General features: G+C 43.4%; 28 protein-coding genes and 2 tRNA genes. 14 read left to right on the top strand and 16 right to left on the bottom strand.

Translation table 11 applies throughout. The features are described 5' to 3' along the window. Window positions 1-276: 276 nt before the first annotated feature. Together QZZ36_RS02380 and QZZ36_RS02385 are read right to left on the bottom strand one after the other, a co-directional pair. Window positions 277-609: a type II toxin-antitoxin system RelE/ParE family toxin gene (locus QZZ36_RS02380; protein ID WP_295076145.1), complete on the bottom strand. Its 333-nt coding sequence runs from the start codon at window positions 607-609 to the stop codon at window positions 277-279. A 3-nt stretch (window positions 610-612) separates the two neighbouring features. Then, window positions 613-918, bottom strand: coding sequence for a type II toxin-antitoxin system RelB/DinJ family antitoxin (locus tag QZZ36_RS02385; protein ID WP_173564027.1), 306 nt, complete (start codon window positions 916-918; stop codon window positions 613-615). 349 nt (window positions 919-1267) lie between these two features. On the opposite strand from QZZ36_RS02385, the gene QZZ36_RS02390 reads away from it, so the two are divergent. The 3 genes from QZZ36_RS02390 to trxA are packed head-to-tail and all read left to right on the top strand — an operon-like array spanning window position 1268 to window position 2409. After that, window positions 1268-1468, top strand: coding sequence for a 4Fe-4S binding protein (locus QZZ36_RS02390; protein WP_295076151.1), 201 nt, complete (start codon window positions 1268-1270; stop codon window positions 1466-1468). Then, complete coding sequence (locus QZZ36_RS02395) at window positions 1458-2057, top strand: 4Fe-4S binding protein (RefSeq protein WP_295076156.1); 600 nt, start codon at window positions 1458-1460, stop codon at window positions 2055-2057. Before QZZ36_RS02390 ends, QZZ36_RS02395 begins: the two co-directional genes overlap by 11 nt. 43 nt (window positions 2058-2100) lie before the next feature. Next, the gene (gene trxA, locus QZZ36_RS02400; RefSeq protein WP_295076159.1) at window positions 2101-2409 is read left to right on the top strand and encodes a thioredoxin; all 309 of its coding nucleotides are present in this window, start codon (window positions 2101-2103) and stop codon (window positions 2407-2409) included. Here trxA and QZZ36_RS02405 read toward each other — a convergent pair. Further along, window positions 2398-3060, bottom strand: a complete 663-nt coding sequence (locus QZZ36_RS02405; RefSeq protein WP_295076163.1) for a Crp/Fnr family transcriptional regulator — start codon at window positions 3058-3060, stop codon at window positions 2398-2400. The genes trxA and QZZ36_RS02405 overlap by 12 nt on opposite strands. Before the next feature lie 27 nt (window positions 3061-3087). On the opposite strand from QZZ36_RS02405, the gene QZZ36_RS02410 reads away from it, so the two are divergent. After that, window positions 3088-4758 (top strand): FAD-dependent oxidoreductase, encoded by a 1671-nt coding sequence (locus QZZ36_RS02410; RefSeq protein WP_295076166.1) that lies wholly within the window; start codon window positions 3088-3090, stop codon window positions 4756-4758. A 433-nt stretch (window positions 4759-5191) separates the two neighbouring features. Here the strand turns inward: QZZ36_RS02410 and QZZ36_RS02415 are convergent, their stop codons facing one another. The 5 genes from QZZ36_RS02415 to QZZ36_RS02435 all read right to left on the bottom strand — a co-directional run bounded on the left by QZZ36_RS02415 (window position 5192) and on the right by QZZ36_RS02435 (window position 8761). Beyond that, a complete protein-coding gene (locus tag QZZ36_RS02415) occupies window positions 5192-5737 on the bottom strand; it encodes a prolyl-tRNA synthetase associated domain-containing protein (RefSeq protein WP_295076169.1) in 546 nt (181 codons plus the stop codon). A 147-nt stretch (window positions 5738-5884) separates the two neighbouring features. Beyond that, a complete protein-coding gene (locus QZZ36_RS02420) occupies window positions 5885-6079 on the bottom strand; it encodes a hypothetical protein (protein ID WP_295076172.1) in 195 nt (64 codons plus the stop codon). Between the two features lie 40 nt (window positions 6080-6119). Next, the gene (locus QZZ36_RS02425; RefSeq protein WP_295076175.1) at window positions 6120-6257 is read right to left on the bottom strand and encodes a hypothetical protein; all 138 of its coding nucleotides are present in this window, start codon (window positions 6255-6257) and stop codon (window positions 6120-6122) included. Window positions 6258-6339: 82 nt separating this feature from the next. Beyond that, the gene (locus QZZ36_RS02430; RefSeq protein ID WP_295076179.1) at window positions 6340-7923 is read right to left on the bottom strand and encodes a DUF5131 family protein; all 1584 of its coding nucleotides are present in this window, start codon (window positions 7921-7923) and stop codon (window positions 6340-6342) included. Between the two features lie 136 nt (window positions 7924-8059). Next, complete coding sequence (locus QZZ36_RS02435) at window positions 8060-8761, bottom strand: recombinase family protein (RefSeq protein ID WP_295076182.1); 702 nt, start codon at window positions 8759-8761, stop codon at window positions 8060-8062. A gap of 492 nt (window positions 8762-9253) precedes the next feature. On the opposite strand from QZZ36_RS02435, the gene QZZ36_RS02440 reads away from it, so the two are divergent. The 4 genes from QZZ36_RS02440 (at window position 9254) to QZZ36_RS02455 (ending at window position 10982) form a co-directional block, all read left to right on the top strand. Continuing rightward, window positions 9254-9625, top strand: a complete 372-nt coding sequence (locus tag QZZ36_RS02440; RefSeq protein ID WP_295076185.1) for a hypothetical protein — start codon at window positions 9254-9256, stop codon at window positions 9623-9625. Window positions 9626-9740: 115 nt separating this feature from the next. Further along, window positions 9741-10019 (top strand): hypothetical protein, encoded by a 279-nt coding sequence (locus QZZ36_RS02445; protein WP_295076188.1) that lies wholly within the window; start codon window positions 9741-9743, stop codon window positions 10017-10019. A gap of 49 nt (window positions 10020-10068) precedes the next feature. Continuing rightward, window positions 10069-10452: a phage holin family protein gene (locus QZZ36_RS02450; RefSeq protein ID WP_295076191.1), complete on the top strand. Its 384-nt coding sequence runs from the start codon at window positions 10069-10071 to the stop codon at window positions 10450-10452. 2 nt (window positions 10453-10454) lie between these two features. Continuing rightward, complete coding sequence (locus tag QZZ36_RS02455; RefSeq protein WP_295076194.1) at window positions 10455-10982, top strand: M23 family metallopeptidase; 528 nt, start codon at window positions 10455-10457, stop codon at window positions 10980-10982. Window positions 10983-11137: 155 nt separating this feature from the next. Here QZZ36_RS02455 and QZZ36_RS02460 read toward each other — a convergent pair. Both QZZ36_RS02460 and QZZ36_RS02465 read right to left on the bottom strand, forming a co-directional pair. After that, a tRNA-Ser gene (locus tag QZZ36_RS02460) sits at window positions 11138-11226 on the bottom strand. Window positions 11227-11230: 4 nt separating this feature from the next. Further along, window positions 11231-11315, bottom strand: a tRNA-Leu gene (locus QZZ36_RS02465). Between the two features lie 245 nt (window positions 11316-11560). Between QZZ36_RS02465 and spo0A the strand changes: the two genes are divergently transcribed. Together spo0A and QZZ36_RS02475 are read left to right on the top strand one after the other, a co-directional pair. Then, window positions 11561-12313 (top strand): sporulation transcription factor Spo0A, encoded by a 753-nt coding sequence (spo0A, locus tag QZZ36_RS02470; RefSeq protein ID WP_295076197.1) that lies wholly within the window; start codon window positions 11561-11563, stop codon window positions 12311-12313. 195 nt (window positions 12314-12508) lie between these two features. Then, window positions 12509-13378, top strand: coding sequence for a hypothetical protein (locus QZZ36_RS02475; protein WP_295076202.1), 870 nt, complete (start codon window positions 12509-12511; stop codon window positions 13376-13378). Window positions 13379-13597: 219 nt separating this feature from the next. Here QZZ36_RS02475 and QZZ36_RS02480 read toward each other — a convergent pair whose 3' ends face one another. From QZZ36_RS02480 to QZZ36_RS02500, 5 genes are read right to left on the bottom strand one after another with little or no spacing between them, the layout of a single operon-like run. Continuing rightward, window positions 13598-14584: an ion transporter gene (locus QZZ36_RS02480; protein ID WP_295076204.1), complete on the bottom strand. Its 987-nt coding sequence runs from the start codon at window positions 14582-14584 to the stop codon at window positions 13598-13600. After that, window positions 14577-16001, bottom strand: coding sequence for a deoxyguanosinetriphosphate triphosphohydrolase (locus tag QZZ36_RS02485; RefSeq protein WP_295076207.1), 1425 nt, complete (start codon window positions 15999-16001; stop codon window positions 14577-14579). The genes QZZ36_RS02480 and QZZ36_RS02485 overlap by 8 nt, the downstream gene beginning before the upstream one ends. Further along, on the bottom strand, window positions 15976-16704 hold the full coding sequence (gene sfsA, locus QZZ36_RS02490) for a DNA/RNA nuclease SfsA (protein ID WP_295076210.1): 729 nt from the start codon (window positions 16702-16704) through the stop codon (window positions 15976-15978). Before sfsA ends, QZZ36_RS02485 begins: the two co-directional genes overlap by 26 nt. Beyond that, window positions 16676-18316, bottom strand: coding sequence for a hypothetical protein (locus QZZ36_RS02495; RefSeq protein WP_295076213.1), 1641 nt, complete (start codon window positions 18314-18316; stop codon window positions 16676-16678). The genes sfsA and QZZ36_RS02495 overlap by 29 nt, the downstream gene beginning before the upstream one ends. Next, window positions 18313-19086: an AraC family transcriptional regulator gene (locus tag QZZ36_RS02500; protein WP_295076216.1), complete on the bottom strand. Its 774-nt coding sequence runs from the start codon at window positions 19084-19086 to the stop codon at window positions 18313-18315. The genes QZZ36_RS02495 and QZZ36_RS02500 overlap by 4 nt, the downstream gene beginning before the upstream one ends. 165 nt (window positions 19087-19251) lie before the next feature. On the opposite strand from QZZ36_RS02500, the gene QZZ36_RS02505 reads away from it, so the two are divergent. The 4 genes from QZZ36_RS02505 to QZZ36_RS02520 all read left to right on the top strand — a co-directional run bounded on the left by QZZ36_RS02505 (window position 19252) and on the right by QZZ36_RS02520 (window position 24619). Continuing rightward, window positions 19252-20616: an MATE family efflux transporter gene (locus QZZ36_RS02505; RefSeq protein WP_295076219.1), complete on the top strand. Its 1365-nt coding sequence runs from the start codon at window positions 19252-19254 to the stop codon at window positions 20614-20616. Window positions 20617-20996: 380 nt separating this feature from the next. Beyond that, entirely contained in the window at window positions 20997-23171 is a 2175-nt protein-coding gene (locus tag QZZ36_RS02510; protein WP_295076222.1) for a heavy metal translocating P-type ATPase, read from the top strand. 148 nt (window positions 23172-23319) lie between these two features. Further along, a complete protein-coding gene (locus QZZ36_RS02515) occupies window positions 23320-23805 on the top strand; it encodes a sigma-70 family RNA polymerase sigma factor (protein ID WP_295076225.1) in 486 nt (161 codons plus the stop codon). A 4-nt stretch (window positions 23806-23809) separates the two neighbouring features. Next, entirely contained in the window at window positions 23810-24619 is an 810-nt protein-coding gene (locus tag QZZ36_RS02520; protein ID WP_295076228.1) for a zf-HC2 domain-containing protein, read from the top strand. A gap of 130 nt (window positions 24620-24749) precedes the next feature. Here the strand turns inward: QZZ36_RS02520 and QZZ36_RS02525 are convergent, their stop codons facing one another. Next, window positions 24750-25706 carry a GTP-binding protein gene (locus tag QZZ36_RS02525; RefSeq protein ID WP_295076231.1) on the bottom strand — a complete coding sequence of 319 codons (957 nt, stop codon included), beginning with the start codon at window positions 25704-25706 and terminating at the stop codon, window positions 24750-24752. Window positions 25707-25721 lie beyond the last annotated feature (15 nt).

Here is a 25721-nt window from a genome sequence, read left to right on the forward strand (position 1 = left end):
ATTGACATTAATTCTCTTTAAAACGCTGAGTATTAAAAATACTTGATTGACACACAACACGATTTGATATGCTTTCAGCGCTGAATTTACTATTCTACCGGTAAATCTTTTAATGTAGGCTCGTGATGACCCTCACTAACCTATCTGAGCATATCACCACAGAGCAGGCGTACTGTTATGTGTTGATGACAGGAGATGTATATTTGGTTTATCGTAAAAAGACCAGCTCCCTTGCGGGAGCTGATTACTTCTATACCGTTGTATCAACATTAATGGTTATTTTGTTCTTTCATTCACCTGAAGCTGTTGATCCATGCGAACATAAATAACAGCAATAACACTCACTGTTTTGTTTTCATCATCAGTTACATAGTAAACATAATGATTTTTTACTTTAACTTTTCTAACACCTAACGCGCCCCATGGCTGTTCGTCAACAACCTTATACCTTGAGGGCATTGTCTCAAGCGATGTGATTTCCTTACGGAATTCATTCTGTAAAGCTATTGCGGCCTGAGGGTTAGCAAGTTCGTGGGCAATATACATTACACTATTACGAATATCATCCTGAGCTTCAGGAGTGATAATAACTTTAAACTTTTCAGACATAGGTTACAGGAGTTCCTCCTTTAAGGAATCAAAGAACTCATTAGCTTCAACGCCTTCACCGTTTTTAGCCTGAGCCAAACCTCTTGCAAGCTTAGCGTCAAATTCTTCCTTTGTCATTTCATCTAATGATTTTAGCGTTGTCGGAGGAATAGAAGGCCTGAACGGCAGACCGTTCCACAGGATTATCTGCCTATAGAACATATTGATCCCGTTTGAAGCAGATATTCCAAGACTTGAGAGGATAGCTTCAGCCTTTTCCTTGATCTCGGGCTCTACTCGTGCCGCAACATTTGAACTTTTGATTGCCATATCAGCACCACCTTTCTGATTCTATTATATCACTTTGTATGTCGGATTGCAATACCTTTTATACTTTTTTATCTTGTAAAGTGAATTTGTATGAAAGGATGGTGCGACATGTGAATTAGAAATAAAGCCAGCTCTCATCACAAGAACTGGCTTATTTTGTATCGTTATACTGTCTTTCGTTGTGTGCATTTCATGTGCATAATACTTGTTTTACCTATTAGACTAGAGGGGGCAGATTAGAAAGAAGCGCCGGACAACCGGCGCTTCTTTCATATATGATTCTTCTATTTGTGACAAAGTCACAGAACATTTCTTTCTGATAGTGTATAATACAATCGGAGGCGATAATATGAAACGAAAAGCAAAAGTAAATATCGATATATGCGTTGCCTGCGGCTGTTGCGTAAAAGTATGTCCGCGAGCTGCGATAAGCGTTCCGAAAGGCGTAAACGCAGTAATAGACGAAACACTCTGTATAGGCTGCGGAAAGTGTGCTACAGAATGTCCTGCAAGTATTATCACACTGGAGGAGATAAGCCATGAAAGCTAAAAAGAAATGGTATGACTACCTGTGGATATTTTCCCTGACTTACCTCATACTCGGATTTGTGAACATACTCTTTGCATGGCTGGGACTTATATGCTTTGCGCTCCCCCTTATAATATCAATAGGATGTGGCAATAAAGCATACTGCAACAAGTTCTGCGGACGCGGACAGCTTTTCTCTATGCTTGGCGGTCATTTCGGACTCTCACGCAAAAAGGATATGCCGAAATGGATGAAGTCGAAATATTTCCGCTACGGATTTCTCATATTCTTCTTTGCTATGTTTTTCCTGATGCTCTGGAATACTTATCTTGTATTTGCAGGTGAACGTCCACTTGGACAGAAGGTGAAGCTGCTGTGGACCTTCAAGGTTACGTGGCACTGGGCATATCACGGAACAATATTCTCTGACGGAGTCGCACAGTTCGCGTTCGGATTCTACAGCGTAATGCTTACATCCACTATACTCGGCTTTGTTAGAATAATACTCTTCAAGCCACGATCATGGTGCGTATACTGTCCCATGGGAACAACGACACAGCTTATATGCAAAGCGAAAAACGTGACAAAGTCACAGAACTCTGAAGAATAATAGTGTATAATAAAGGAACAATAAACAGAAAGGAAGTATTGATATGGCAGTTTTAAAGGTAACTAAAGATAATTTTGCAGAGGTAAGTTCAAGTAAGAAGCCCGTTCTTCTGGACTTCTACGCAGACTGGTGTGGTCCGTGCAGGATGGTCTCCCCCCTCGTGGACGAGATAGCCGAGGAGCACAGCGAGTACATTGTCGGCAAGATAAACGTAGACCGGCAAACGGAGCTTGCCGAAGCATTCGGAGTTTCAAGCATCCCTATGCTGGTCGTAATGAAAAACGGACAAGTCACTGCACACGCTATCGGCGCACGTCCGAAATCGGCTATACTTGATATGTTAAAGGGTTAATTCCCTCAGACGCTTTCTGTCAAGTATCCTTACGCCCCCACGCGAGACCTCAACTATACCCTCGTTAGCGAAGTACTTCAGCATCCTGGAAACTACCTCCCTTGCCGAGCCGATGTACTTCGCTATCTGCTCCTGTGAGAGCCGGATATTGTCAGACTCTATGCGAACAGCTTCATCATTAAGAAAAATAGCAAGCCGCTTGTCCATGCTCATGAAAAGTATCTGCTGCATTACCCACATAACGTCCGAAAAGCGAGAAACAGCCGTTTCAAGAGAGAATATCCTTATCTCGGGATTGCGCTCCGAGACCTGCTTGAATGCAGGTCCGCTTATGATACAGCACTCGCTTTCCTCCTCTGCGTCAATGATGACTTCAAAGGTTATGGACTTAAGTACACACGACGCCGAAAGCATACACATATCGCCGTTATGAAGGCGATAGAGAGTAGTATCCTTTCCGTCCTCGGACATTATATATACACGGAGACTTCCTCTGCGGACAAATATCACTCCGGAGCATTCATTTCCGTTATGGAGATTTGTCCCCTTCTCAAAGGTTCGGATACCGGAGTTTTCGCAAATATACTCACGATCGGCAGCTGATATTTTGTCCCAGAACGGAAATAAACCACTATATATTTCTTCAAACATAAATCTTTCCTTTCGGAGGTAATTCTTATGAAAACTTTGATTATAGGCGGTGTGGCAGGCGGAGCTTCCGCTGCTGCAAGACTTCGCCGCCTTAACGAAAACGATGAAATCATAATACTTGAACGCGGAGACTACGTCTCCTTTGCAAACTGCGGTCTGCCGTACTTTATAGGCGGTGACATAACCGACAGGAATATGCTGACATTACAGACTCCTGAGAGCTTCCGCAAACGCTTCAATATAGAGGTGCGTGTACGCAATGAAGCTTTAAGGATATCTCCCGATACTCATATAGTTACTGTTCGCAGACTTGATACAGGAGAAGAATACACCGAGACTTATGACAAGTTGATACTCTCCCCCGGTGCTGAACCAATTTGTCCTGATATAAAAGGAATAGACAGTTCTCACGTGTTCACACTGAGGAATATCCCCGATACCATGAAGATAAAGGGTTATATAGAGAAATCCAAGCCAAAGAAGGCAGTAGTTGTGGGAGGCGGATACATCGGCGTAGAAATGGCTGAAAACCTTGCAAAGACAGGACTTGAAGTTTCAATAGTCGAACTTGCAGATCATCTTATAGCACCTCTTGATGCCGATATGGCTGCCGATGTTCACAGATATATAAGAAGTCGCGGTATAAAGCTGTATCTCGGCAACGGAGTTACGGAAATAGCCGATAATAAGGTCATTCTGCAAAATGGAGCAATAGAAGCCGATATGGTAATAATGTCAGTAGGTGTACGTCCCGAAACTTCACTTGCAAAAGACTGCGGTATCACTCTTAACTGTCGCGGAAGCATCATTGTGAACAGCCATATGCAGACCAATTTACCCGATATTTACGCAGTCGGCGATGCTGTTGAAGTAAAAGATTACATTACAGGCTCACCCGCATTCATACCGCTTGCCGGTCCTGCCAACAAGCAGGGACGTATAGCCGCAGACAATATAGCGAGTATACCGTCAGAGTACAAAGGTACTCAGGGCTCAGCCGTACTGAAGCTGTTTGATATGACAGTTGCTACAACAGGACTAAGCGAAAAGCGTGCAGCAGCCGAAGGTATAGACTACGACAAAACATATACCTATTCTGCTTCCCATGCTTCATATTATCCTGACGCGACTAATATGTCTGTAAAGGTGCTGTGGGACAAGCAGACTTACAAGCTCATCGGCGCTCAGATAGTCGGCTTTGACGGCGTGGACAAGCGCATGGACGTACTTGCAGCGGCAATTCGCTTCGGCGCAAAAGTCACTGACCTGAAAGAGCTGGAGCTCTGCTATGCTCCGCCATTCGCAAGCGCAAAAGATCCTGTCAATATGGTCGGATTTGTAGCCGAAAATACAATAAACAGCACAGTTAAGCAGTTTTTCTGGCACGACGTTGAAAAACTCCCGCGTGACGGAAGTGTTACTCTCCTTGACGTAAGAACAAAAACAGAGATATCAAGAGGAATAATAGACGGATTTATCAATATCCCTCTTGATACTCTCCGCGATAACCTTGATAAACTGCCCAGGGACAAGCCCGTATATGTGCACTGTCACAGCGGTCTGCGCAGTTATATCGCCTGTCGTATCCTGACAGGAAACGGTTACGATTGCTATAACCTTGCAGGCGGCTGGAGGTTATATGAGACCGTTATAAATGACCGTACTGTACCTGAATATATCTGTACCGAATGTAAATAATTGATATGTCACAGTTTGTCCCTTAATGGGGCAGGCTGTGATTTTTTGTGGTAAAACAAATCTTCTTTTGTAAATGTGCTAATTCAGAATTATTCATGCAGAAAGAAAGCAACGATTCTGTTTACAACACGACTTACTATTCTTTCTTCAAAATAAGCCAATCCTATAACAGCTGCGATGGAGAGTACATTTGAAAGAATCCAACGTGATATAAAATAAACTATCAACGTAATAGCGATCGCACACAGTATGATCCATGTAAACATGTTCGCCGCTACATATACATTTGCTTTATTATCAGGCTTCATTTCAATCACCTCGGGCACTACGTTACTACTTGATTCAGAAAACGCACGCCCTTTTCCTCTATACAGAATTATAACATATATAGGTACAACAGTCAATAAAAGCCTCCAGAGGGAGGCTGTAACTATCATTCTGTCGTCAAATCTATAAATGTAGGTTCATGCTTAGCTTCACGAACATATCTGAGCATATCATCTCGAAGCAATCGTACTGTTGATGTGTTGATACCGGGATGTCCGCAAATATACTCATCCTTCATCAGCTCATTATCTATGACAAGCTGAATGTTGTTATCAGTGTCGAATATAAGCTCCAACGCTGATACAGAACCAGGGATAGTATGAAGATACTCCTGCATCTTGTCAGCTTCTGCAAACGAAAGACGAGCACAATTCAGCTGCGATGTAAGGAACTTAGTCTTGAAAGGCTTATCTCCCGGCATAAGCAGCATATAAAAACTGGTCTTCTGACGGTTGCAAAGAAACAGGTTCTTGCATATCTTAGCACTGAGTACCTTCTCAATAGCCAGACAATCTTCCATAGTATCGGCGTGGTCATGGTCAGCACGCTTATATTCTATGCCGAGAGCATCAAGCTTATCGTATATAGCCATTTCTATGTCAGAACGCTGCTCGGTTGGTCTTCCTGTATAAAGTGTGTTATCAATATTCATTTAAAAGCTCCTTTACTAGTTGTCACGCATAAGTAAAACTGTGATAATAATAATTACTATTTTACTAATTTCATTATAACATACGCTCATAATTTGGTCAATAGTTTAAACAAAAAGGCAGCCGCAAGGCTGCCAAATAATCACCATTCATATATTCTTATCCTTATCTGATCCTTCAATCAGCCTGTTAAAGTAGTCGTCTATCTTTTTATCGACCTGCTTACGCTCCTCCGAGAACGTATGCTGATATACAGATTTAAGCGTAGAATTCGTCGACCACCCTCCCCTCTCCATCGCATACTTGTCAGGAATGTTAAGCATAAGCATAACACTCGCTGACAAGTGTCTGAACCCTCCGTTTGCACACTACTCAGAGATTATCTCACATTTTTCCACAGTTACGCCACAACAAATCTGCCCAGAAATAAAAACATAGGATTACTGCAGCTATTATAATTCCTGCAACAACTAGTTTTTCAACTGTATTCTCATCATTAACCAGTCTTTTCCTTTTTTTCATTTTTTTACATCCTTTTTAGTTTTTTTCTGATTATGTTAATGCAATACATCGATGTCAGGTATCAAATATCGAAAAGTATTAATTAAACTGAGAGCTGTTCAAGAAAGATGATGTTGTCACGCTTGGCTATGTTGTTTTCTGCGAGTACAGCCACTTTTGCGGCTGTACTGCCGAATGACTTTTCTACAAGAGCATTAAGCGCCTTAAATGACTCACCTGTACTGACTATATCATCTACTATCAGGACACGTTTGTCTCTGATGAGATTTGTATCATCAGCGTCAAGATAGAATTCCTTCGCCATTTCACGCACGGAAGCAGTCTGATTTACTGACTTTCGTGCAACTATATATACTTTTCCGCTCTGTCTTGACATTTCATAAGCCAAAGGAATACCTTTTGATTCTGCTGTCAGAATAATATCGAAATCCGGAGACTTTTCAAGAAGCCGTTTTGAATTCTCCACAGTAATATCCACGCTTCCGAACATAATACTGTCTGCGATACTGATTTTATCGCTGCTTGGACATTTCTTCAGCTTTCTATTAAGTTCTTCTACCTTCCTATCATATTTTTCAGATGTTTCAGCAGCTTTCATAGCAAAATATCTGTTTCTAACAGCTCTTGTTTCCTGCATCGGCTCAGGTTCCTGTACAAGAAAGGTATATCCGTTTTCCTCTACTATCCTTTTTATGTCATATTCCATTTTGACAGGAATATCGAGTTCAATACACTTGTCGATAATATCCTTTATCCAGGCAAATTCCAGTGGTACAGCGTTCTCGCCTATTTCACTTCCGATTACTACCCAACTATTCCCCTTGCCGAAAGCCTTCACAAATTCCTCAAGGTGAACGGGCTCGATATATTCAAGCACAGGTTGATATACGACGCATGCTGTAACACGGCGGCTTTTTATCTTTCCGATAAGCTCAGAAATACGGTCGGTAACACTGTTTTTATCCACTGTACATGATATGACCACGTTTCTGATATCTGTATCTTCAGGTACAGAGCTAAGATCGATGCCCTTGGGACATTTCGTTACAAGCTGAAAGGTATCAGGGCACTTCCCTTTCCTGCGTTTCATCTCATTCGCAGCAATTATCTGTTCAAGTACATTTTCCTGCCATTCAGGAGCCCAGCAGCCGAAGTCTGACATATAAGTCAGGAACCAGTCTATAGGTGTTTCACTCTCAATATTGAAAAGCTCGGGAATATCATTTCCATCAGCGTCCTTGAAAAGCTTATAAGGGCCGCGGAACTCGGGCTTTCTTAATCTGTCAGTGACTCCGAAATGGTCGAAGACCTTTTTGCTGAAGCAATAACGACAGTTTATACTACATCCTACAACAGGGCTGTATACCTTTGTGTTAAGATGTGTGTCATGATTAATATCATTAAGGATACGTTTCAGAGCCAACTGTTGATCATCATAGTAAACACGAACCCTGCGTATCTGATCAAGCAGAGTAGGACTCAAGTTTTTGTATTCTTCAAGTTCTTCTCTAACGCTATAAACTTCGATTTTCATACGGTTATAGTCATATCCTTTGAAATTCATGTAGAATATGTTCATAAGCCTGTTTACAATCTCAGGTTTGTCAAGAAACGTAGTTATACCCGCGGACGGGGCATTTGTATAGTAGTCTTCAATTCTCAGCATTTAACATCGTGCCTTTCATAATTATATTTCTGTCTTTTTCATTATATGTCTAAAGACGGCTTATGAAATACAAGTTTTTCTAATTGCAGCAATGTCATTTATTGTTGAAAATTGCACTTTAAGCCCCCCAATTATTTTATTTTTGGTTTCTCAACTCCTTCTTGTACTTGTAATAAGTATTATTTGACAATCCGATAAGTTTCATGCACTCCTTATCGGAAAGCGTACCCTCAAAATCCTTGCAATAGCGGATAATAAGAGGTTTGACGGTTTTGCTTTTCTTAGTTTCGTGAACAGAACCCTTAACAGTACCTATCTGCTTGCCGTTGCTGCGAGCAGCCTCCATACCCTCACGAGTACGGCGGCTCATGTACATTATTGTTTTTTCGGACTGTTCAAATGCTTTGTAAATGTCCTGCTCGATCTTATTCATAATGAAGTGATCTATAGCTAACATAACGTCTTTTGAAGGTTTGTTAGCTGTTTGTTCTTCTGACAGGAACGAAAGCGGAATAACGCCATTAAGAGCTTCCCAGTATGCTTCGGTATCTATATGTCTTTCTCTGAGAAAGATTATCTTGATATTCCTGTAAACAAGTTCTTTATAAAGAGAAAAAGCCTCCGCAGCATTTCTGCTCATTCTGCTAACACTGTCAAAGATAATAACGTCTTTTTTTCCGAGTTTACTGAACAGCTTATTCCATTCACTATAGGCAGATAACGATTCCGTATTATCTTCGCTGACGATTACAGCATCTGGGAAAGATTCCTTCATATTTTTTATCTGTCGTTCCATCGACTGTTTTCTTGTGTTAATACTACAGTAACCATATATCATATTTCTCACCTTTCTTTAATTCGTGAGATCTGCAATTTTTCACGAACTTCTTAAGTATTCAGAATTGTTTAAAGTAATTTATCATTAATAAGTATCCCATATATTGGTGACGGATACAAAAGTAACATTGGTATTATGCTCACGTTATATCAAATATAACGTATCTTATAATTGATATTGACATTATATCATACGCTTTTTTGATTGTCAATGATTTTTGATAGAAAAAAAGAAAAACGTTATTTTTAATAGAATCGAATGATTATTTAACTCTGATTTCTACTCATTTGCTTAGTTATTCACATATTATTTAAATCAAGTGAAAAATAGATAATTATGATAACATGAATAAAATAAAAATACCAATCACCAAGTAGATACATAACTTCTTGTCTGGTAAATGAGATCATATTCTCTATTCATTTCCGATGATAATTGTTCAAGTCGGCGAAAGCTCAGAATCCGAACGCGAAGTGGGGTGGCGTCTTCGATGTGTTCATCCCGAAGGACGATGGCACAGAGTACGACGGCTATACCAAGCAGGCATTCAAGAGGTTCATCACCAGCGTTGAGCGCTCGAATCAGGGTTATCAGTGGGACTGGAACGAGAACTCCCTCAACGGCAAGACCTTCGGCGGAGTCTTCGGCAAGGAACAGTTCGAGACGAAGGACGGCTCCCTCAAGTTCACAGTGAAGTGCCGCTTCCCGAGAAGCGTTGAATCAATCCGTTCCGGTAATTACTCGATACCGGAAGACAAGCTCTACAACAAGCCGGTAACGGCGTCGACAGCTGACATGGGTTCAGCATACAACGACCTGAGCGGCTTCGAGACGATAAGTACTGACGGTCTTGTTCCCTTCTAAGAAGGGGGCAGGCTCCAGTGAATATATCATTATACTCAGACGAATTAATTCGATATCAGAACTTCATCTCGAAGTTCAAGATAATCAAGGAATCACGCGAGGAGCTCTTATAACTTTGCCTAAACCGCAAGGGCTTGTTATATGGGGTGCATCTTCTTCACTTTGGGGAACACAAACGCCTTATAAATCTTGGGAAATATCTGATACTAATAATATGACCGCTATACAGTTGCCAACTTCAACACAACCAAGATGTTTAACAGCTCTTGACCAAAGCAATAATGCAAGTGAAACATTTAGATATTCGCCTGATATGTCAGGAGATGCTGGTCTTGCCGCCGCTTCACTTACAATAACAGGAATTGATAATTTCTGGTATTATGATAATCCGTGAATAGTTAAAATGAGAGTTTTATCGTTCAGAAGAAAGGAGCTGAGAGTATATGCAGTATGTTATTATGCTGGTCATAGTCGCATGGCTCGCCATTGCTGACTTCATCACCGGTATGATCAAGGCTTACGTCACAGGAACGCTGAGCTCCTCCAAGATGCGGAAGGGCGGCGTCAACAAGGTCGGCGAGTTGGTGGTCATGACTACCGGCTGCGGACTGGAAGCAGGTATCAAGGCTCTCGGCAAGTATTACGACACATCAACACAACTCGCTTCATTCGCAGGAACAGCCATAGCCTTACTTGTCTTCAGCTACATACTTGTTATGGAGGTTATCTCTATTCTTGAGAACTACGCAGAGATCAATCCGGACGCTGCCGGGTGGATCACCAAGCTGCTGAAAAAGCTCAAGAGAAATACCGACAAGGAGGACTAAGTATGAATTCACCTTATGAAGGTCGCTTCAAGATCACTCAGACGTTCAAGCAGGCTGCGCATGACGGTCTCGATCTGGTAGGACTTGACTCGAAGGAGATCCACGCCACAGCAGCCGGAAAGATAGTGTTCGCAGGTTGGGAAAATGCTCAGAATCATAATCAGGGCTTCGGTCAGTACGTTGTTATTCTTGCAGGTGGTTGGTACTATCATTATGGTCACCTGTCTGAGATCAGGTGCAAGGTCGGACAGGAAGTGAAGGTCACTGACGTCATCGGCATCGAGGGCTACACAGGCTACGTTATACCATCAGGACCGGGTGGAAGTCACTGCCACTACTGCATCAGGAAGTCAATGTCCCCGGGCACGTTCCTTGATGTGTGCTCTATCAGTGGCATACCGAACGTCGAGAACGGTGTCTATGACGACGGCTGGCGCTCAGGTCAGAAGCCGACAGAGAAGAAGAAGTCCGTCAAGGTCACGGTCGAGTATGACGATCATACCTTCAGCGGATTACTCGAAGAAATCTAGATACGCAATAGCTATCCTTTCATAACGGAAAAGCCCTTCCATCAGGAAGGGTTTTTTCGGTCAAGTGTCGCACAAGTGTCGTCAGAAGTGTCGCAGTCGTCATTATGTAGCAAAAAAGCCGCCTGTGAGGAAGTCTCACAAGCGGCTATTTTAAGCGGACAGAGAGGGATTCGAACCCTCGTAACGCTATTAACGTTAACACGAGTTCCAGTCGTGCGCCTTAGACCAGCTCAGCCATCTGTCCATCATGGTGCGAGTAATGGGACTTGAACCCATACGTCTGTCGACACACGCCCCTCAAACGTGCCTGTCTGCCAATTCCAGCACACTCGCAAAGTACTATAATATTATACAACAAACCGAACTAAAAGTCAAGCAAAAAATAATAAAAAAGTATTTTTACTATAATACAACTAAAATATAACAAAATCTTCTTTTAGCAACTATAGCATACAGTAAACAGTAAATAATTACATTAAATCCTTATTTTCGACAATTTACGCTAAAACACCCCCTTGAAAAGCAATAATTACTGATGTAAAATATAAAGCGTAGAATACATGAAAGGAGAATCCAATATGGAAAACGAATCTATCAAAGTGCTGATTGGAGACAATTCAGCAGCAAACGGAGTAAAAGCAGCAGCAAAATTAAGAGAGAACGGCATGATCGCCTACACACGCAAAATGGATGGTCAGGTAATTTTCGACTCAATACTGAAAGAAAGACCTGATGTCGTAATTACAGCTCTCACAATGCAGGACACAGATGCAATTGCACTGATGAACCGTGTAAAGGAGAAGCTTGTAAATGCGCCGGCTTTCATTGTAGCATCAGATATCATAAACAGCTTCATTGAAAGACAAGTTATGGAAAGCGGTGCGTCATATTTTCTCTCTGCACCTTTTGATCTTGATGCACTTCCGGCTGTCATCAAATCAGTCTGTAAAAAACCGGTCACAAACGGATGTACTGATACGGAAATAATAGTGACTGATGTAATACAGAAACTCGGAGTTCCGGCGCATATAAAGGGCTATCATTACCTCAGGACAGCAATAATAAGCGCAATCGACAACTGCAAGCTTATGGAAAGTGTAACAAAGCAGTTATATCCATGTGTTGCGCAGAAATATGCAACTACCTCATCACGGGTGGAAAGGGCGATACGTCACGCGATAGAAATAGCGTGGGACCGAGGCAATACAGAGGTAATAAACAGTTTTTTCGGCTACTCTGTGGACAGTTACCGCGGAAGGCCGACCAATTCTGAATTTATCGCTCTCGTTACAGACAAGATCCGGCTTAAACTGAAGATTTCCCGAACTTGAATATTTAGAATAAAAGTGATATTTTATACTGATATAATTTCAAAGTGCCGTCAGCGGCACTTTTCTTTTTTTGGAAGAAACAACTAATGAATTACTGACATTTGCTTTTTACGGCTCCATATGCTATAATAATCCTGACAGAAAAATACTGTATGATCAGTGGATACTCAATAACCGCCATAAGGAGTAATTACAATGTCTGAACTTATCTCAAACAAGTTTAAGGAATGGGAAAAAATCTGCAATGAACGCTTTGAAAAGCTAAGGGAAAACGAAGAGAAGCTGAACTGTTTCTTTATTGATCTTTACGGAATAGGCAATGAGATATCTCCGGAGGTGGACGACCGTGACATTACAGTGCGCAGGGCAGAGCTTCAGCGCGAGATAAAAAGTCTGATAAGCTATGCTGTTGGCTGTTTTTTCGGACGTTATTCACTTGATACTGAAGGTCTGTGTTTTGCAGGCGGCGATTGGGACGCTTCTTTATACTCAACCATTATCCCCTGCTCTGACAATATCCTTGAGATAAACAGCGCAGAAAGCGGTCTTGCAGCCGAACTGACACGCTTCATCGGCACTGTATACGGAGACGACACGCTGGAAGAGAATCTGAGCTTCATCTCAGAAGCTCTTGGCGGCAGCGGAGATCCGAGAAGCACTGTTTTCCGCTATCTGCAGAAGGGCTTCTTCGCCGATCATACAAGAATATACAAGAAGCGGCCTATATACTGGCAGTTCAGCTCCGGCAGCAAAGGCGCATTCAGGGCACTGATGTATATACACCGCTATGACAGCGATCAGCTCACAAGACTTGAAAATGATCATGCTCTGCCGCATTATGAGCAGTTAAAAAATGAGCTCCGCACACTCAATGAAAGCTACCGTAACGCCTCCGGAACAGAACGTGCCTCCCTGCGCCGCAGCATAAGCCGTATGCAGGCTGTAATAACGGAAATGGACGGTTTTCTTTACAGACTTCATGAACTTGCCGGACAGAATATATCCCTTGACCTTGATGACGGAGTAAAAGCAAATTATGAAAAACTGAGAGATATACTCGAATAAAGACAAAAGCTGTATTCGCCTATGAATACAGCTTTTTCTGATTTGTCCCTTTTCTGCAAAGGAAAAACCTCGGTACAGCAAATGTACAGACGCCGACCTCGGTCCCGCTCAAATAATAACCCAATTATTTTCGCATTTACATTATATCATTTACAGTCACTCTTGTCAATAAGAATGAGCAGTATTTATACAACCCATACAAATACAACAGTGTATTTTTTAACAGCCGTTTTTTTCCTTTAAAAGCTTGTCGGTTTTAACTACTATAATATCGTTTTTCTTGATCTTTAAAGTCTCATTCGGAACTATCGTCAGCTCACCGCGAAGCAGCACGAGGATACGTATATTGTATTTTAAATTTGCTTCGGCGACAGACAGTCCCCTGAAAGGACTCTTTTCATCCACAAGCAACTCTCCCACGTCGCTTATATCACTGAATCTGACGTCGGAATACTGCTTTTTAGTGTACTGCTCAACAAATCCGGCGCTTATGATACCGGTAGGTATAGCAACTACTCCTACGCCGAGAAAGGCTATAAGTATCGCCATGATCTTTCCTATGACAGTTATCGGATAGATATCGCCGTAGCCAACCGTAAGAAGCGTAGAAACGCTCCACCATATCCCTGAAAAGGCATTGCTGAAGGCTTCAGGCTGAGCTTCATGCTCTGCACTGTAAATACCGAGTGAAGAAGCCAGCATCAGCACGATAATAATGAACACAGACGAAAATATCTGATTCTTTTTTTCAACAAGTACCGATGTGATAACATGAAAGGAATCATAATGTACATTTACCCTGAAAAGATGCAGTATCCTTATAACTCTAAGCATTCTGAAAACTATAAAGCCGTCAAGGAAAAAGAATGGCAGTATCGTAAGCAGGTCTACTACTCCGTCAAAGGAATGCAGGAACCTGAGCTGTGCGCGTATCCCTTTTTTCGCGGGATAGAGCATATCCGCAGTCCATATTCTCAGAATATACTCAACGCAGAACACAGCCACCGTAACGGCTTCAATAAACCTGAACAGCGCCTTGAAGCGTGTGAGCTCGTCGAAGGTGTCAAGGAAGACTGTAAGTATATTCAGGATAATGATCGTTACAATAAACCAGTCGAAGGACCGGCTGATAAAATCGTCCTTGTTGCCGATCTGGATTATATCGAATATTCGCCTTTTCAGTGTTTTTTTCTTAACCTCAGCCAATTCCGTTCAACTCCGTATAAAGTTTTTTCGCATAGCCGTCAGTCATGCCGCAGATAAAATCAGTAACGAGCATAAGCCTCAGATAGAGCTTTTCAGCATCGCTCCTGCCCTCTGAACTTATTCTGTAAGCCCTTATATAGTTTTCCGACACAAGCCGCATAACACGCTGATCTATCGCTGAACTTCCGCTTTCCGTATCAAATTTCACAGCTGCATTTGTGAGCTTGCCGAGCAGGAATTCATATATCTCTCCCGCCGCAATTTCAAGAGTGTATATCTCCTTTGAGCAGAATACGAAACGACAGGACATATCACTGAGTGCGGAAGCTAAAACACGGCTCTCCGAAGCAGCAAGCAGCTCCTCAGGGAATACCCCCTCCATAATATCGTTGTAATTCTCAATGAACGCTGAAGCCGCACATCTCAGCAGAACACCCTGCACATAGATTATCCAGCGCTGCACCGCGTTCTGTTCAGGCGACGACAAGCCCTTTTCCAAGGCCTGTCTGTAATAGTATTCCAGTCTGCTCACCGCTTTTTCAAGAACGGCACGTTCCGTATCGTCCCTGCATTTTTCAGTATATGTGCCTTTCAGTTCGGAAACGAGCATATTGAAGCTTATGAAGCCCTTTTTCACAGCGTCCTCGATATCAGCGGTCTTATAAGCTATATCGTCGGCGGATTCAAGTATGAAGGCCAGCGGATGGCGGCAGTTCACCGCACCTGTACTGCTGACGATATCCTCGAATATCTCCCTGTCAGCGTAATAGTAGCCCATTTTCTTGTCCTTTATGTTTCCGCTTTTTTTATTTATGGCAGTTGAAGGGACCGGATACTTGATTATTGTATTCAGCAGAGCATATGTAAGGTTCATGCCGTTCTCATCAACGAGGAAATGCAGCTTTGTAAGCAGACGCAGCGCCTGGGCGTTGCCCTCGAAGTGATACAGATCCTCCCTCATCTGCGGACTGAGGATATCCGACAGCTTTTTTCCGTTCAGCTCCATAACAGGAAGATTGCGCCTGAACCAGTCACGGACGTAATTCTCGCCGAAGTGACCAAAGGGCGGATTGCCGATATCATGTATAAGTCCCGCACATTCAAGGATACTGCATATCTTTTCAATATCCTGCCACTCAAGCTCACTGTCCGCGCCAGAAGCCGCTATCTTCCGGAAGATCATCTGTCCGAGAGACTTGGCAAATGAAGATACCTCCAGCGAATGAGTAAGGCGAGTACGAACAAAGTCGCCCCTGTCAAGAGGGAATACCTGAGTTTTGTCCTGAAGCCGCCTGAAAGAAGCACTGCCGATTATACGGTGATAATCACGCTGAAACTCATTTCTCGGATCGTCACTGACAGAAGTTGTGGAATAACCTCTGCGTCTTTTTTCACATAATAATTTTTTCCAGTTCATTATATTGCTCCGTATTGATTTTGATAGGTCTGTCCAAAGCTATACTGTCGGGAGCAACTGCACAGTCATACGCCAGCAGTCTTACTCCCTCTGCCTCCGCTCTCCTGAGAGCGTCTCCGAAAGCCTTATGGGTAATGTCATTCGGTCTGAACTCATATATGTCCTTCATTTGTATAACAAAGAGTATGTAAGCCCCGAAGCCCTCATTTCTGGCTTTTATGAGCTCGTTTATATGCTTCAGTCCACGCTCGGTAGGCGCGTCCGGGAACAGCGCGATACCGTCATATTCAAGAGTGACCCCCTTGACCTCAAGGAATGAGGCCGTGCCCTTATCCTCTATGCAGAAATCAAATCTTGAAGAGCCGTAGGTATACTCACGCTTAATCACTGCATCTGCGGAAAAAAGCTCTCCCTGTCTCAGCCATTCCTCTGCTGCGGCATTGGGTATCTGCGAATCCATATTCACAAGAAGAGGCGCTTTTCCGCTGCGTACCTTTTCCACAGCCACAAGGTCATATCCTGTCCTGCGTGCAGGATTATCCGATTTTTCAAGGTATACAGTACATCCACAGGTAAGGAGCTCCCTGCACCTTCCTGTGTTCTTGACATGGACCTCCTCTGTCCTGCCGTCAATGCGAACTCTCGCTATAAACCTGTTCGGACGCTCTATAAACTCAGCTTTCCTTATATGATGGTATAACATAGTCTTTTCCGTAAAGCTCCCTGTAGGTATCCTGTGTACAGTATACCCATACGTCACACATTTCTTCTTTATCTTTGAAAATGCGGCCTGCCTTGCCGTAGTACGCTTCGGCAATGTATTTTTCATCAAATCCGCCGATCCTGCATATCTCTATGGTCTCTCTCGGCGTATCGCATATGATAAAGTCAGGCGGTCCGCCGGCTCTTATCATATCCTCATATTCTCCGATCTCCTGCTTGTCCGGAACGATATGGGATATATAGCTCTTGCCGTTATAGACATTATAGTAGATGTTTTTGTCAAAATAAGCCTCGGAAGCAACAGCAGAAGCCGAGTACATATGGGTGTCAGTCAGCACCCATGTCGTCATTATCTTTCTGTCTTCAAGACCGTTATCCTTTATCCATTCGGCAAGTCCCACAGAAGCGTCATAGTCACCTTTTATCTCATGATAGTAGCTGCAGCCGTCCCAGTAAAGATTTATACCGACAAAAGCAGCCGCTACTATAACGGCTGTCTTTTTTGCAAGCTTTTCCGAAATACCTGCATTTACCAGCGGTCCGGTGAACTCGCTCAGCCTTATCGGCTCGATATCTGACGCGGTCCAGAGAATGAACAGCAGATACATTATAAATATACCGAAATGATGCGGATACGAATAAGAAGTCAGCAGCAGCGAAATGAACAGGTACGGTATCAGCATTTCCGGTATCATTCTGCGCCTGAAGCATATCCTCAGAAGCAAAGCCCATATGATTACCGAAACGACAGCGGCTCCGAAAACATCCTGAAATGGGTTCACCTCCACCTGCATACTCATCACCGGTGATGAAAAAGACGTAATAAGTGCCTCTGACGGCAGATAGAACCAGCTAAGCAGGAATATGACAGCTACATTGTGATTTCTTGTCCTTACTACCGAAGAACCAAAGGTATCCGAATATGGCATTATATCGGCGATCACAAGAAGAGCTCCTGCGAGGAGAGCGATATAGCATATAAGCAGTTTCCTGTTTTTCAGTACGTCAAGGACACTTTTTACCGCACTCCTCTGCCTTACGGCTTCACCGACAAGATCAGCAACAACGATACCGCCTGCCATAGCGATACCGTATGAATGGCAAAGGCACATCCCCATCAGGGCAATAACATAGCGTACAGGCTTTGTTTTGCGTTCCTTGTAGAACATAGCTGTAACGAGTACCGCAAATGCCAGCATTATATAAGGTCTTGATATTACCGCATACTGATAAATGAGGAAAAAGCTCGCCGGTATGACTGCTTTGAAGAGCCTGCTGAAAGGCGAAAAGAATTCGATCATTACAAGAAATGCTTCAAAGAATATGAACTGCACCAATTTCAGCGCAAACGGGAACGGTATCCCGACAGTTACAGCTCCTTTAAGAATAAGGTGCCATAAAGGCGGATGTCCCTCATAATGCGTCAGATAAAACATTATATCATGCAGCGAAGCGTCTCTTGCGATAAGGTAAGCCTGTACCTCGTCATACCATGTTTCATGGGAAATAAGCCCTATGACAACGATAACGGAAACCGCTGCCGTAATGATACAGCTTACCGCAAAGTCCTTCTTCCGTGTTTCTGTATTCATTTCTGCCCCTTTCTTCTGTTTTCCTTTTCATCGAGCACCCTTAGGTAATACTGCTCCCTGTATTTTTTCGGTGTCATTCCCTTTTCCTTTCTGAAAACGCTTATAAAAGCGCTCTGAGACGAAAAACCCAGCGCAAGAGAGATATCAAGGCAGGAAAACTCGGAATCCGTAAGCAGGTTTTCAGCGGTCGAAATCTTCGCCCTGATAATGAACGATTTCACGCTCATTCCCGTTTCTCTTGAAAACAGCTTCGACAGGTAAGACGAATTAAGCCCCGTCTGCTCCGAAAGCACCTTCAGTGTAAGCTCCTCGTGAAGATGCTCATATATATAGTCTATACATTTTCTGACATGAAGGGAAATGACATTTTCCTTTTTGAGCGTTTTCATGCGCTCCGCAAAATCGAGCTGCATCTCAAGAAACAGGTCTACTATCTTTTCCACGTCGTTCAGCTTGTCCGCACGCTGAATGTAGATATCGCTGAGAGTGTAAGCCGTATCGTGACCGAGCCCGCCCTCCACGCAGAAACGGGAGACCAGAGCAACTGATGTAACGAAATGGTACATTATGTTCCTGACAGGGTCGTCGGAAAGAGTACCCTTTCCTACAAAGAAAGTCGGTCTCAGTCTTTCAAACTGTGCCCTTACAGCATCAGAGTCTCCTGATCTTATAAGCCTGTAAACATTCAGTTCACGCTCAAACGGACTTCTTGTGAACCCGTCGTTGCGCTGTATATAGAGCCTGTAATTCAGATCGCGGTCAGTTTTCATGCTATCCCCCCAGTTTTACGTAATTTACCAAAAATTGTGGTATTTTTATTATATCTCATTTTTGATACAAATGCAATATTTATGATATATTTTCTTCATGCCTTTGATTATAATAATCACAGTGAAAAACACAAAGTTAACAGGCACTTTCTTGGAGGCGATTAGATGGCAAAGGCAAATGATCTTACAAACGGAAGTGTCACATCACTTATACTCAGATTCTACTTCCCTATGCTGCTGACAAATATGCTCCAGCAGATGTACAATATCGCGGATACGGCAATTGTAGGCAAGGGTATCGGAGATACCGCACTTGCTGCTGTTGGAAATATAGGTCCTCTTACATTTCTTGTATTCGGTTTCTCAATGGGACTTGCCAATGGTTTCTCAGTCATCACGGCTCAGAGCTTCGGTGCAAGAAACTATTCAAGGCTCCGCCGCTCAGTGGCTTCTTCGTTTTTGCTGTGCATTATAATAGCGGCAGTCCTTACGGCGCTGAGCATATCATTCCTCAGACCTGTCCTTCACCTTATGCGTACTGATGCTGCTATAATCCATGACAGTCTTGTCTACGGGTACTGTATATTCGGAGGACTTATTGCGACCATAACCTATAACCTCTGTTCCTGCATACTCAGAGCCCTCGGCGACAGCAAAACGCCGTTCATAGCTATAATAATATCCACAGTAGTAAATATAATCCTTGATACCTTCTGTATCTTTGTACTCAGAACAGGTGTTGAGGGCGCTGCGGCTGCAACTATAATCTCGCAGCTTGTATCCTCATTCATATGCTGGCAGAAAATACGCAGGATCGATGTCCTTGATATAAGCAGAGACGATTTTCGAGGAAACGGCAGGTTATATATTGAGCTTTTCAAAAACGGTCTGCCTATGGCGCTGATGAATTCCATAACAGCAGTAGGCTGTATGGTGATACAATACTTCGTCAACGGTCTCGGAGTCGCCTACACTACAGCGTATTCAGCCTGCAGCAAGTTCATAAATCTTTTCATGCAGCCGTCTTGTACAGCCGGCTTTGCGATGTCAGCCTTCACAAGCCAGAATTACGGTGCAGGAAAGTATAAGCGTATCCGTGACGGCCTGCGTGTATGTCTTGCGATCGCAACTATTTCCTATGTTACCCTCGGTTCTCTGATGGTATTCTTCCCCACCAAGCTCGCCGGAATAATGGTGAGCGGCTCTGAACCGATAAGTATAGCCAAAACTTATCTGCCGATATGCGGAATATGCCTCATAGGGGTTGATTATCTCTTTGTATTCCGCAACGGCTGTCAGGGCTTTGGCAAACCTCTTGTCCCAATGATATCAGGAGTTCTTGAAATGGCTCTCAGAGTGGGAGTTATCGCTGCATTCATCCCGGTAATAGGCTTCAGGGCAACTGCCTACGCAGAGGCTTCAGCCTGGATAGGAGCAATGGTGCTCAACATGACGGCTTTTGAGTATTACCTCAGAAAAAGCCTTGGCCGTCATGCTGTAAAGCACGAAAAAATCAGCTCCGCAGCCTGATACACGACTGATTCGCAGTCGGTTCACATATCACTCCTCACCTCCGCTGTCTGCTTTCTCTCGCAGGCAGCATTTTTTTGCCTTTTGCATTATAAATACTGCCCTTTTTTCCACACATTTCACTGATAAAGGATTTGCAGTTCACAGATATTCATATCCGGCTCACATTGCCGGCACTGTTAACTGCGGTTAACGATCTTACTGAATATGTTTTTCTGTTATTTATGAAATTATATGATATAACTGCAGTAATCGCAGCTTTGTCCCCTGAACATTTCCTCTTTATACATTAAATAAGCTGTAAACTATTGACAAATACTGATCTTTGTGATATATTAAACATATGAACAAGTATTCATATATGAAAGGACAGTGATCCTATGGAAAAGGATTTTTCTGTAATCAATCTGGACTGCGCACACTGCGGCGCTAAAATAGAAGCTGCAATAAATAAGATAGAGGGCGTTGAATTGGCAATACTTAACTATCCTCTGAAAAAAATCAGGATCAGAGGCGATATAACCGATGAACTCGTCGAAAAGATAAATACAGTCGCTAATTCAATAGAAGCGGGAGTGGTCATCTCTCCTGCCGGGCATGAACATCATCATCATCATGAGCATTCACATCATCATGGTCACGGTGAAGAATGCTGCTGTGGTCACGACCACGAACATGAGCACCATGAACATGAGCATATTGAAAATAATTCTCTTCCTGCCGGTGAGATTTTCACGCTTGCAGCAGGGATATTATTATTCGCAGCTGCTGTCATATCCGGCAGAGTTACTGATATAAAGCCTCTTGCCATCGCTCTGTATGCCGCTGCATACCTCGTACTCGGATACAGCATAATCATTGCAACTATCAGGAATATCAGAGCAAAGAACTTCTTTGATGAGAATTTTCTCATGTTCATTGCTACGGTAGGAGCCTTTGCTCTCGGAGAGTACGCCGAAGCAGTCGGAGTCGTCCTGTTTTTCAGGATAGGCGAATTATTCGAGGATTATGCCGTTTCAAGAAGCCGCAGGGCTATTACTGATGTCGCCGCTCTTAAAGTGGAAGAAGCGGAAGTTATGCGCAACGGTGAATTCGTGCATATCAGCTCAGACGACATTCAGGTCGGAGACATACTCAGGATAAAGGCAGGAGAACGTATCGCTGCAGACGGTATTATAGAATCGGGAGAGTCAAGGATAGACACCTCAGCTGTAAACGGAGAGCCGGTACCGTTGTCTGTCCGCACCGGTGACAGCGTACTTTCAGGCTGTATAAACCTCTCGGAGACATTAACGCTGCGTACTACTGCCGCCGCCGCTGACTCAATGATATCCAGGATAGCGGAAGCGGTCGAGAATGCGTCAGCCTCCAAGCCTCATATCGACCGTTTTATTACCCGTTTCGCAAAGATATATACTCCTATCGTCATAACAGCAGCTCTTCTTACGGCGATAATCCCATCACTTGTTACAGGAGAATGGAGCAAGTGGATATATTCCGCTCTTACCTTCCTTGTAATCAGCTGCCCCTGCGCACTTGTACTCAGCGTACCGCTTGCATATTTCTCAGGCATAGGCGCTGCTTCCAAGCTTGGTATACTCTTCAAGGGCGGAAGCGCCATCGAAGCTCTCGGCAAAATTAAAGCCGTTGCATTTGACAAGACAGGAACCCTTACAAACGGCAGCTTCGATGTTACTGATATAAAATCCTACGGCAATATGAGCGGAAATGAACTTCTCATGCTGAGCGGCAGCTGTGAACAGTGTTCGACACACCCTGTTGCCGAAAGTATAGTAAGCCACTGCCACAGCAATGGTATTGAGCTCATCGCTCCGGAAAAATCAGCAGAAAAAGCCGGACAGGGAGTTACAGCCGTAATAAACGGCAGAAGCGTGCTCTGCGGAAATCACCGTCTTATGGCAGAAAACGGCATAGCTCTTCCCGCTGATGATATACCTTCCGGCAGCGTCGTATATGTAACAGTCGACGGTAAAGCTGAGGGCAGGATAGTTGTTTCCGATACGATAAAGAAAACCTCCGCATCAGCTGTTTCAAGACTTAAAGGAATGGGCATAAAGACATTTATGCTCACCGGCGACAAGACCGAAAACGCTTCGGCAGCAGCAAAGGATATCGGCATAGATTCTGTCAAGGGAGACCTTCTCCCCGACGGTAAGCTCGCTGAGATAGAGCGTATACGCAAAGAGACCGGACCTGTGATGTTTGTGGGCGACGGCTTCAACGACGGACCTGTACTTGCAGGAGCAGATGTAGGCGGAGCAATGCAGAATGGCTCAGACCTCGCACTTGAAGCGGCAGACGCTGTATTCATGAATCCGGAGCCGGAATCAGTCGTAATAGCCAAAAATATCGCTGACAAAACGATGCGCATAGCTTACGAGAACATTATATTCGCACTGACTGTAAAGGCGATAGTCCTGATACTCGGACTTATCGGACATCCCAATATGTGGTTTGCTGTTTTTGCAGATTCCGGAGCGGCAATGCTGTGTATACTAAACTCAGTCAGGATCCTCAGCACAAAAAAGTATTGACATAATACCTGCCTGATATGTTATAATAGAACAGATCACCGAGCTCATATTTCGGGCTCGGTGTTTTTTTATAAAATCATGTAACGCTTTTATTCCTCAGGGTACTAATATACAGAAGCTTCTGAAATCAATGAAAGGAGGACGGCGGATGAATAAGGAGATCGAAGACTATTATCAGAAATACGGTCAGAAGGTCTATGCATATCTTATCAGTATATGCCGTGAACCTGACACAGCACAGGATCTGACGCAGGAAACATTTCTTCAGGCTCTGCGCTCCCTTAACAAGTTCGACAACAAATGCTCAGTCTGTACATGGCTCTGCCAGATCGCAAAATTCCTCTGGCTCAAGGAGCTGAAAAGGCGCAGATATCATCCGTCCGTATCCAAAGAGCCTGATATCGCGGAACTTGATATCAGTATCATTCCCCCTGACGACCAGATAGAGAGCGCCGACACAAAGATGTACGTACTCAGACAGATACACGAACTGCCCGAACGTGAAAAAGAGATACTGCTTCTCAGAGCAACAGAAGCTATGTCATTTGAAGAGATCGGGCAGCTTTTCGGCAAGAACGCAAGCTGGGCAAGAGTAACGTATTATCGTGCAAAGCAAAAGCTCAGAAAGGAGTAACATTATGAGGTGTGAGATAATAAAAGACCTGCTTCCTTTATACTGTGACGACGCACTCTCTGAAGTCAGCAAAGAAGAGGTTGAAAAACACATTGCTGAATGCAGTGAATGCAGAAAGGAGTATGAAGATATGAAAAACGGCGATATAAAGATCAATACATCAGCCAAAAATATCGAACCAATGAAAAAAGTAAAGAAAAAAATGCGGCTCACAAAAATACTGTTCGGACTTATACTGGCTGTCACAGTTCTTCTCGGAACAGCCTATGAGCTTCTCTGCGCACATCCGAGACTTGCAAAGTCCGACCAGATATCATTTATACCTGAGGTAACGAATTACGGAATAAAATATGAATATCCCAATCCAGATGAAGACGAATTTCACCCGTTTGTTGTTGCGGTGCGCAATAAGGAAGAAAAAGATGTCAGAATAGACAGAGTAAACAACTGTGTATACGTAGGCGATAAAAAGCTCCTTGACGATGACGGCAAGCCCGTTCCCGCAAACGGAAAAGTTGTCCCATGGGGCAAAATACGTGTCGGAGTCCATGTTAATACCGGGTTCCAAGTTGCAAAAGAAAAAATAGAAGAAACATCACATAATAAGAACAACATACCAAATTTTATAGTGGAATTAAGACCCTGCCTTCCGTTCAGACAGGATATGCATAATTGCATCTACGACCCTGTCACTGCGTATTTTGATTATCCGCTTGAATACCTGACATTAGATACAACACTTACAATTCGCTGCCGTGATAGAGATATACCGTTCAGACCTTATGCGTTCAGCGGTCTGATAATCGAAGATTAAAGTCGCCCACCTTTATCAACAGCTGATATAAGCAATTTAAACATAATGATTCAAAATATGTAATATTATTTCAACGCATTGTTGAAATAGATGTTAAAAGTAATGCTCCCTTGAAAAAGGGAGCATTTTTTTAATAAAACGTAGCTACAGGCTGTTCGGGAGCAACTGCCTTTTCAACAGAGCTTACAAGCAGCAGCGGACCTTTTCCGCGGTAGAGCTTGTGCTTCTGCACGCTTATCCTGCCTGAAACATTTATCCAAGTCTTGTTTGCAGGCTCATTTCCGTCATCCACCTGAGCTGCAAGCCAGCAGTACTGTATATCCTCGACACAGCAGGTCATTATATGACGTCCTACTGCAAAGGTATTTTCCGGGAACTTGTCATTTTTAGCGGTAAGAGCCTTGAAATGCATGATCTTTCCGTCATACTTTGCAGGCTCTTCCATGATATCCCTGTACCAGAGGGCGAAATCCTTGTCCTCTATGGTTATTTCATCGGCTTCCACATCAAAGGGCAGCGGATCCTCTATATCGTCGTAGGCAACTCTGCCGTCGGTATACTCATATACTATCTCAGCACGTCTGCTTACGCCTCTTACTATCTTGTGATACTCGTTAGGATCGAACTTCTCGCTGAAGCGGTTGAAGATCACCATTTCAGCCACATTGAGCTTATCCACTACAAGACTTCTCATATTTGCATTGTAATTGCTGAATGTCGTTGCGTCAACAAAATACATGACCTGAGCGATAGTTGTCTCGTCGGGCATTGCCTTGTAGAAGTCGTCCATGAGCCACATTCCGTTGTATTCCACAACGATGCGCTCTGCACCGCTCTCTTTGAGGAGCTTTGTAAAGTTCTCCATTGTGAACTCTGATTTGTCATCAATAACATGAGTTATAATGTTTTTCTTTGGCATACGGGAGATATCATACTCCTCCACGCCTTCCTCGCATATAAGCAAAAGCGTCTTTTCACCCTTATTGAAGCGCTTGTCCTCAAGAGTCTCCTGTATAAACTTTGTCTTTCCGGCTTCAAGGAAACCTAAAAAGAGGTATATCGGTATTACATCATTCTGATCCGGCACGTTGAACGCTCCTTT

Origin of the sequence: Ruminococcus sp. (genome assembly GCF_016287535.1) — a bacterium.
Taxonomy (GTDB): Bacteria; Bacillota; Clostridia; order Oscillospirales; family Ruminococcaceae; genus Ruminococcus.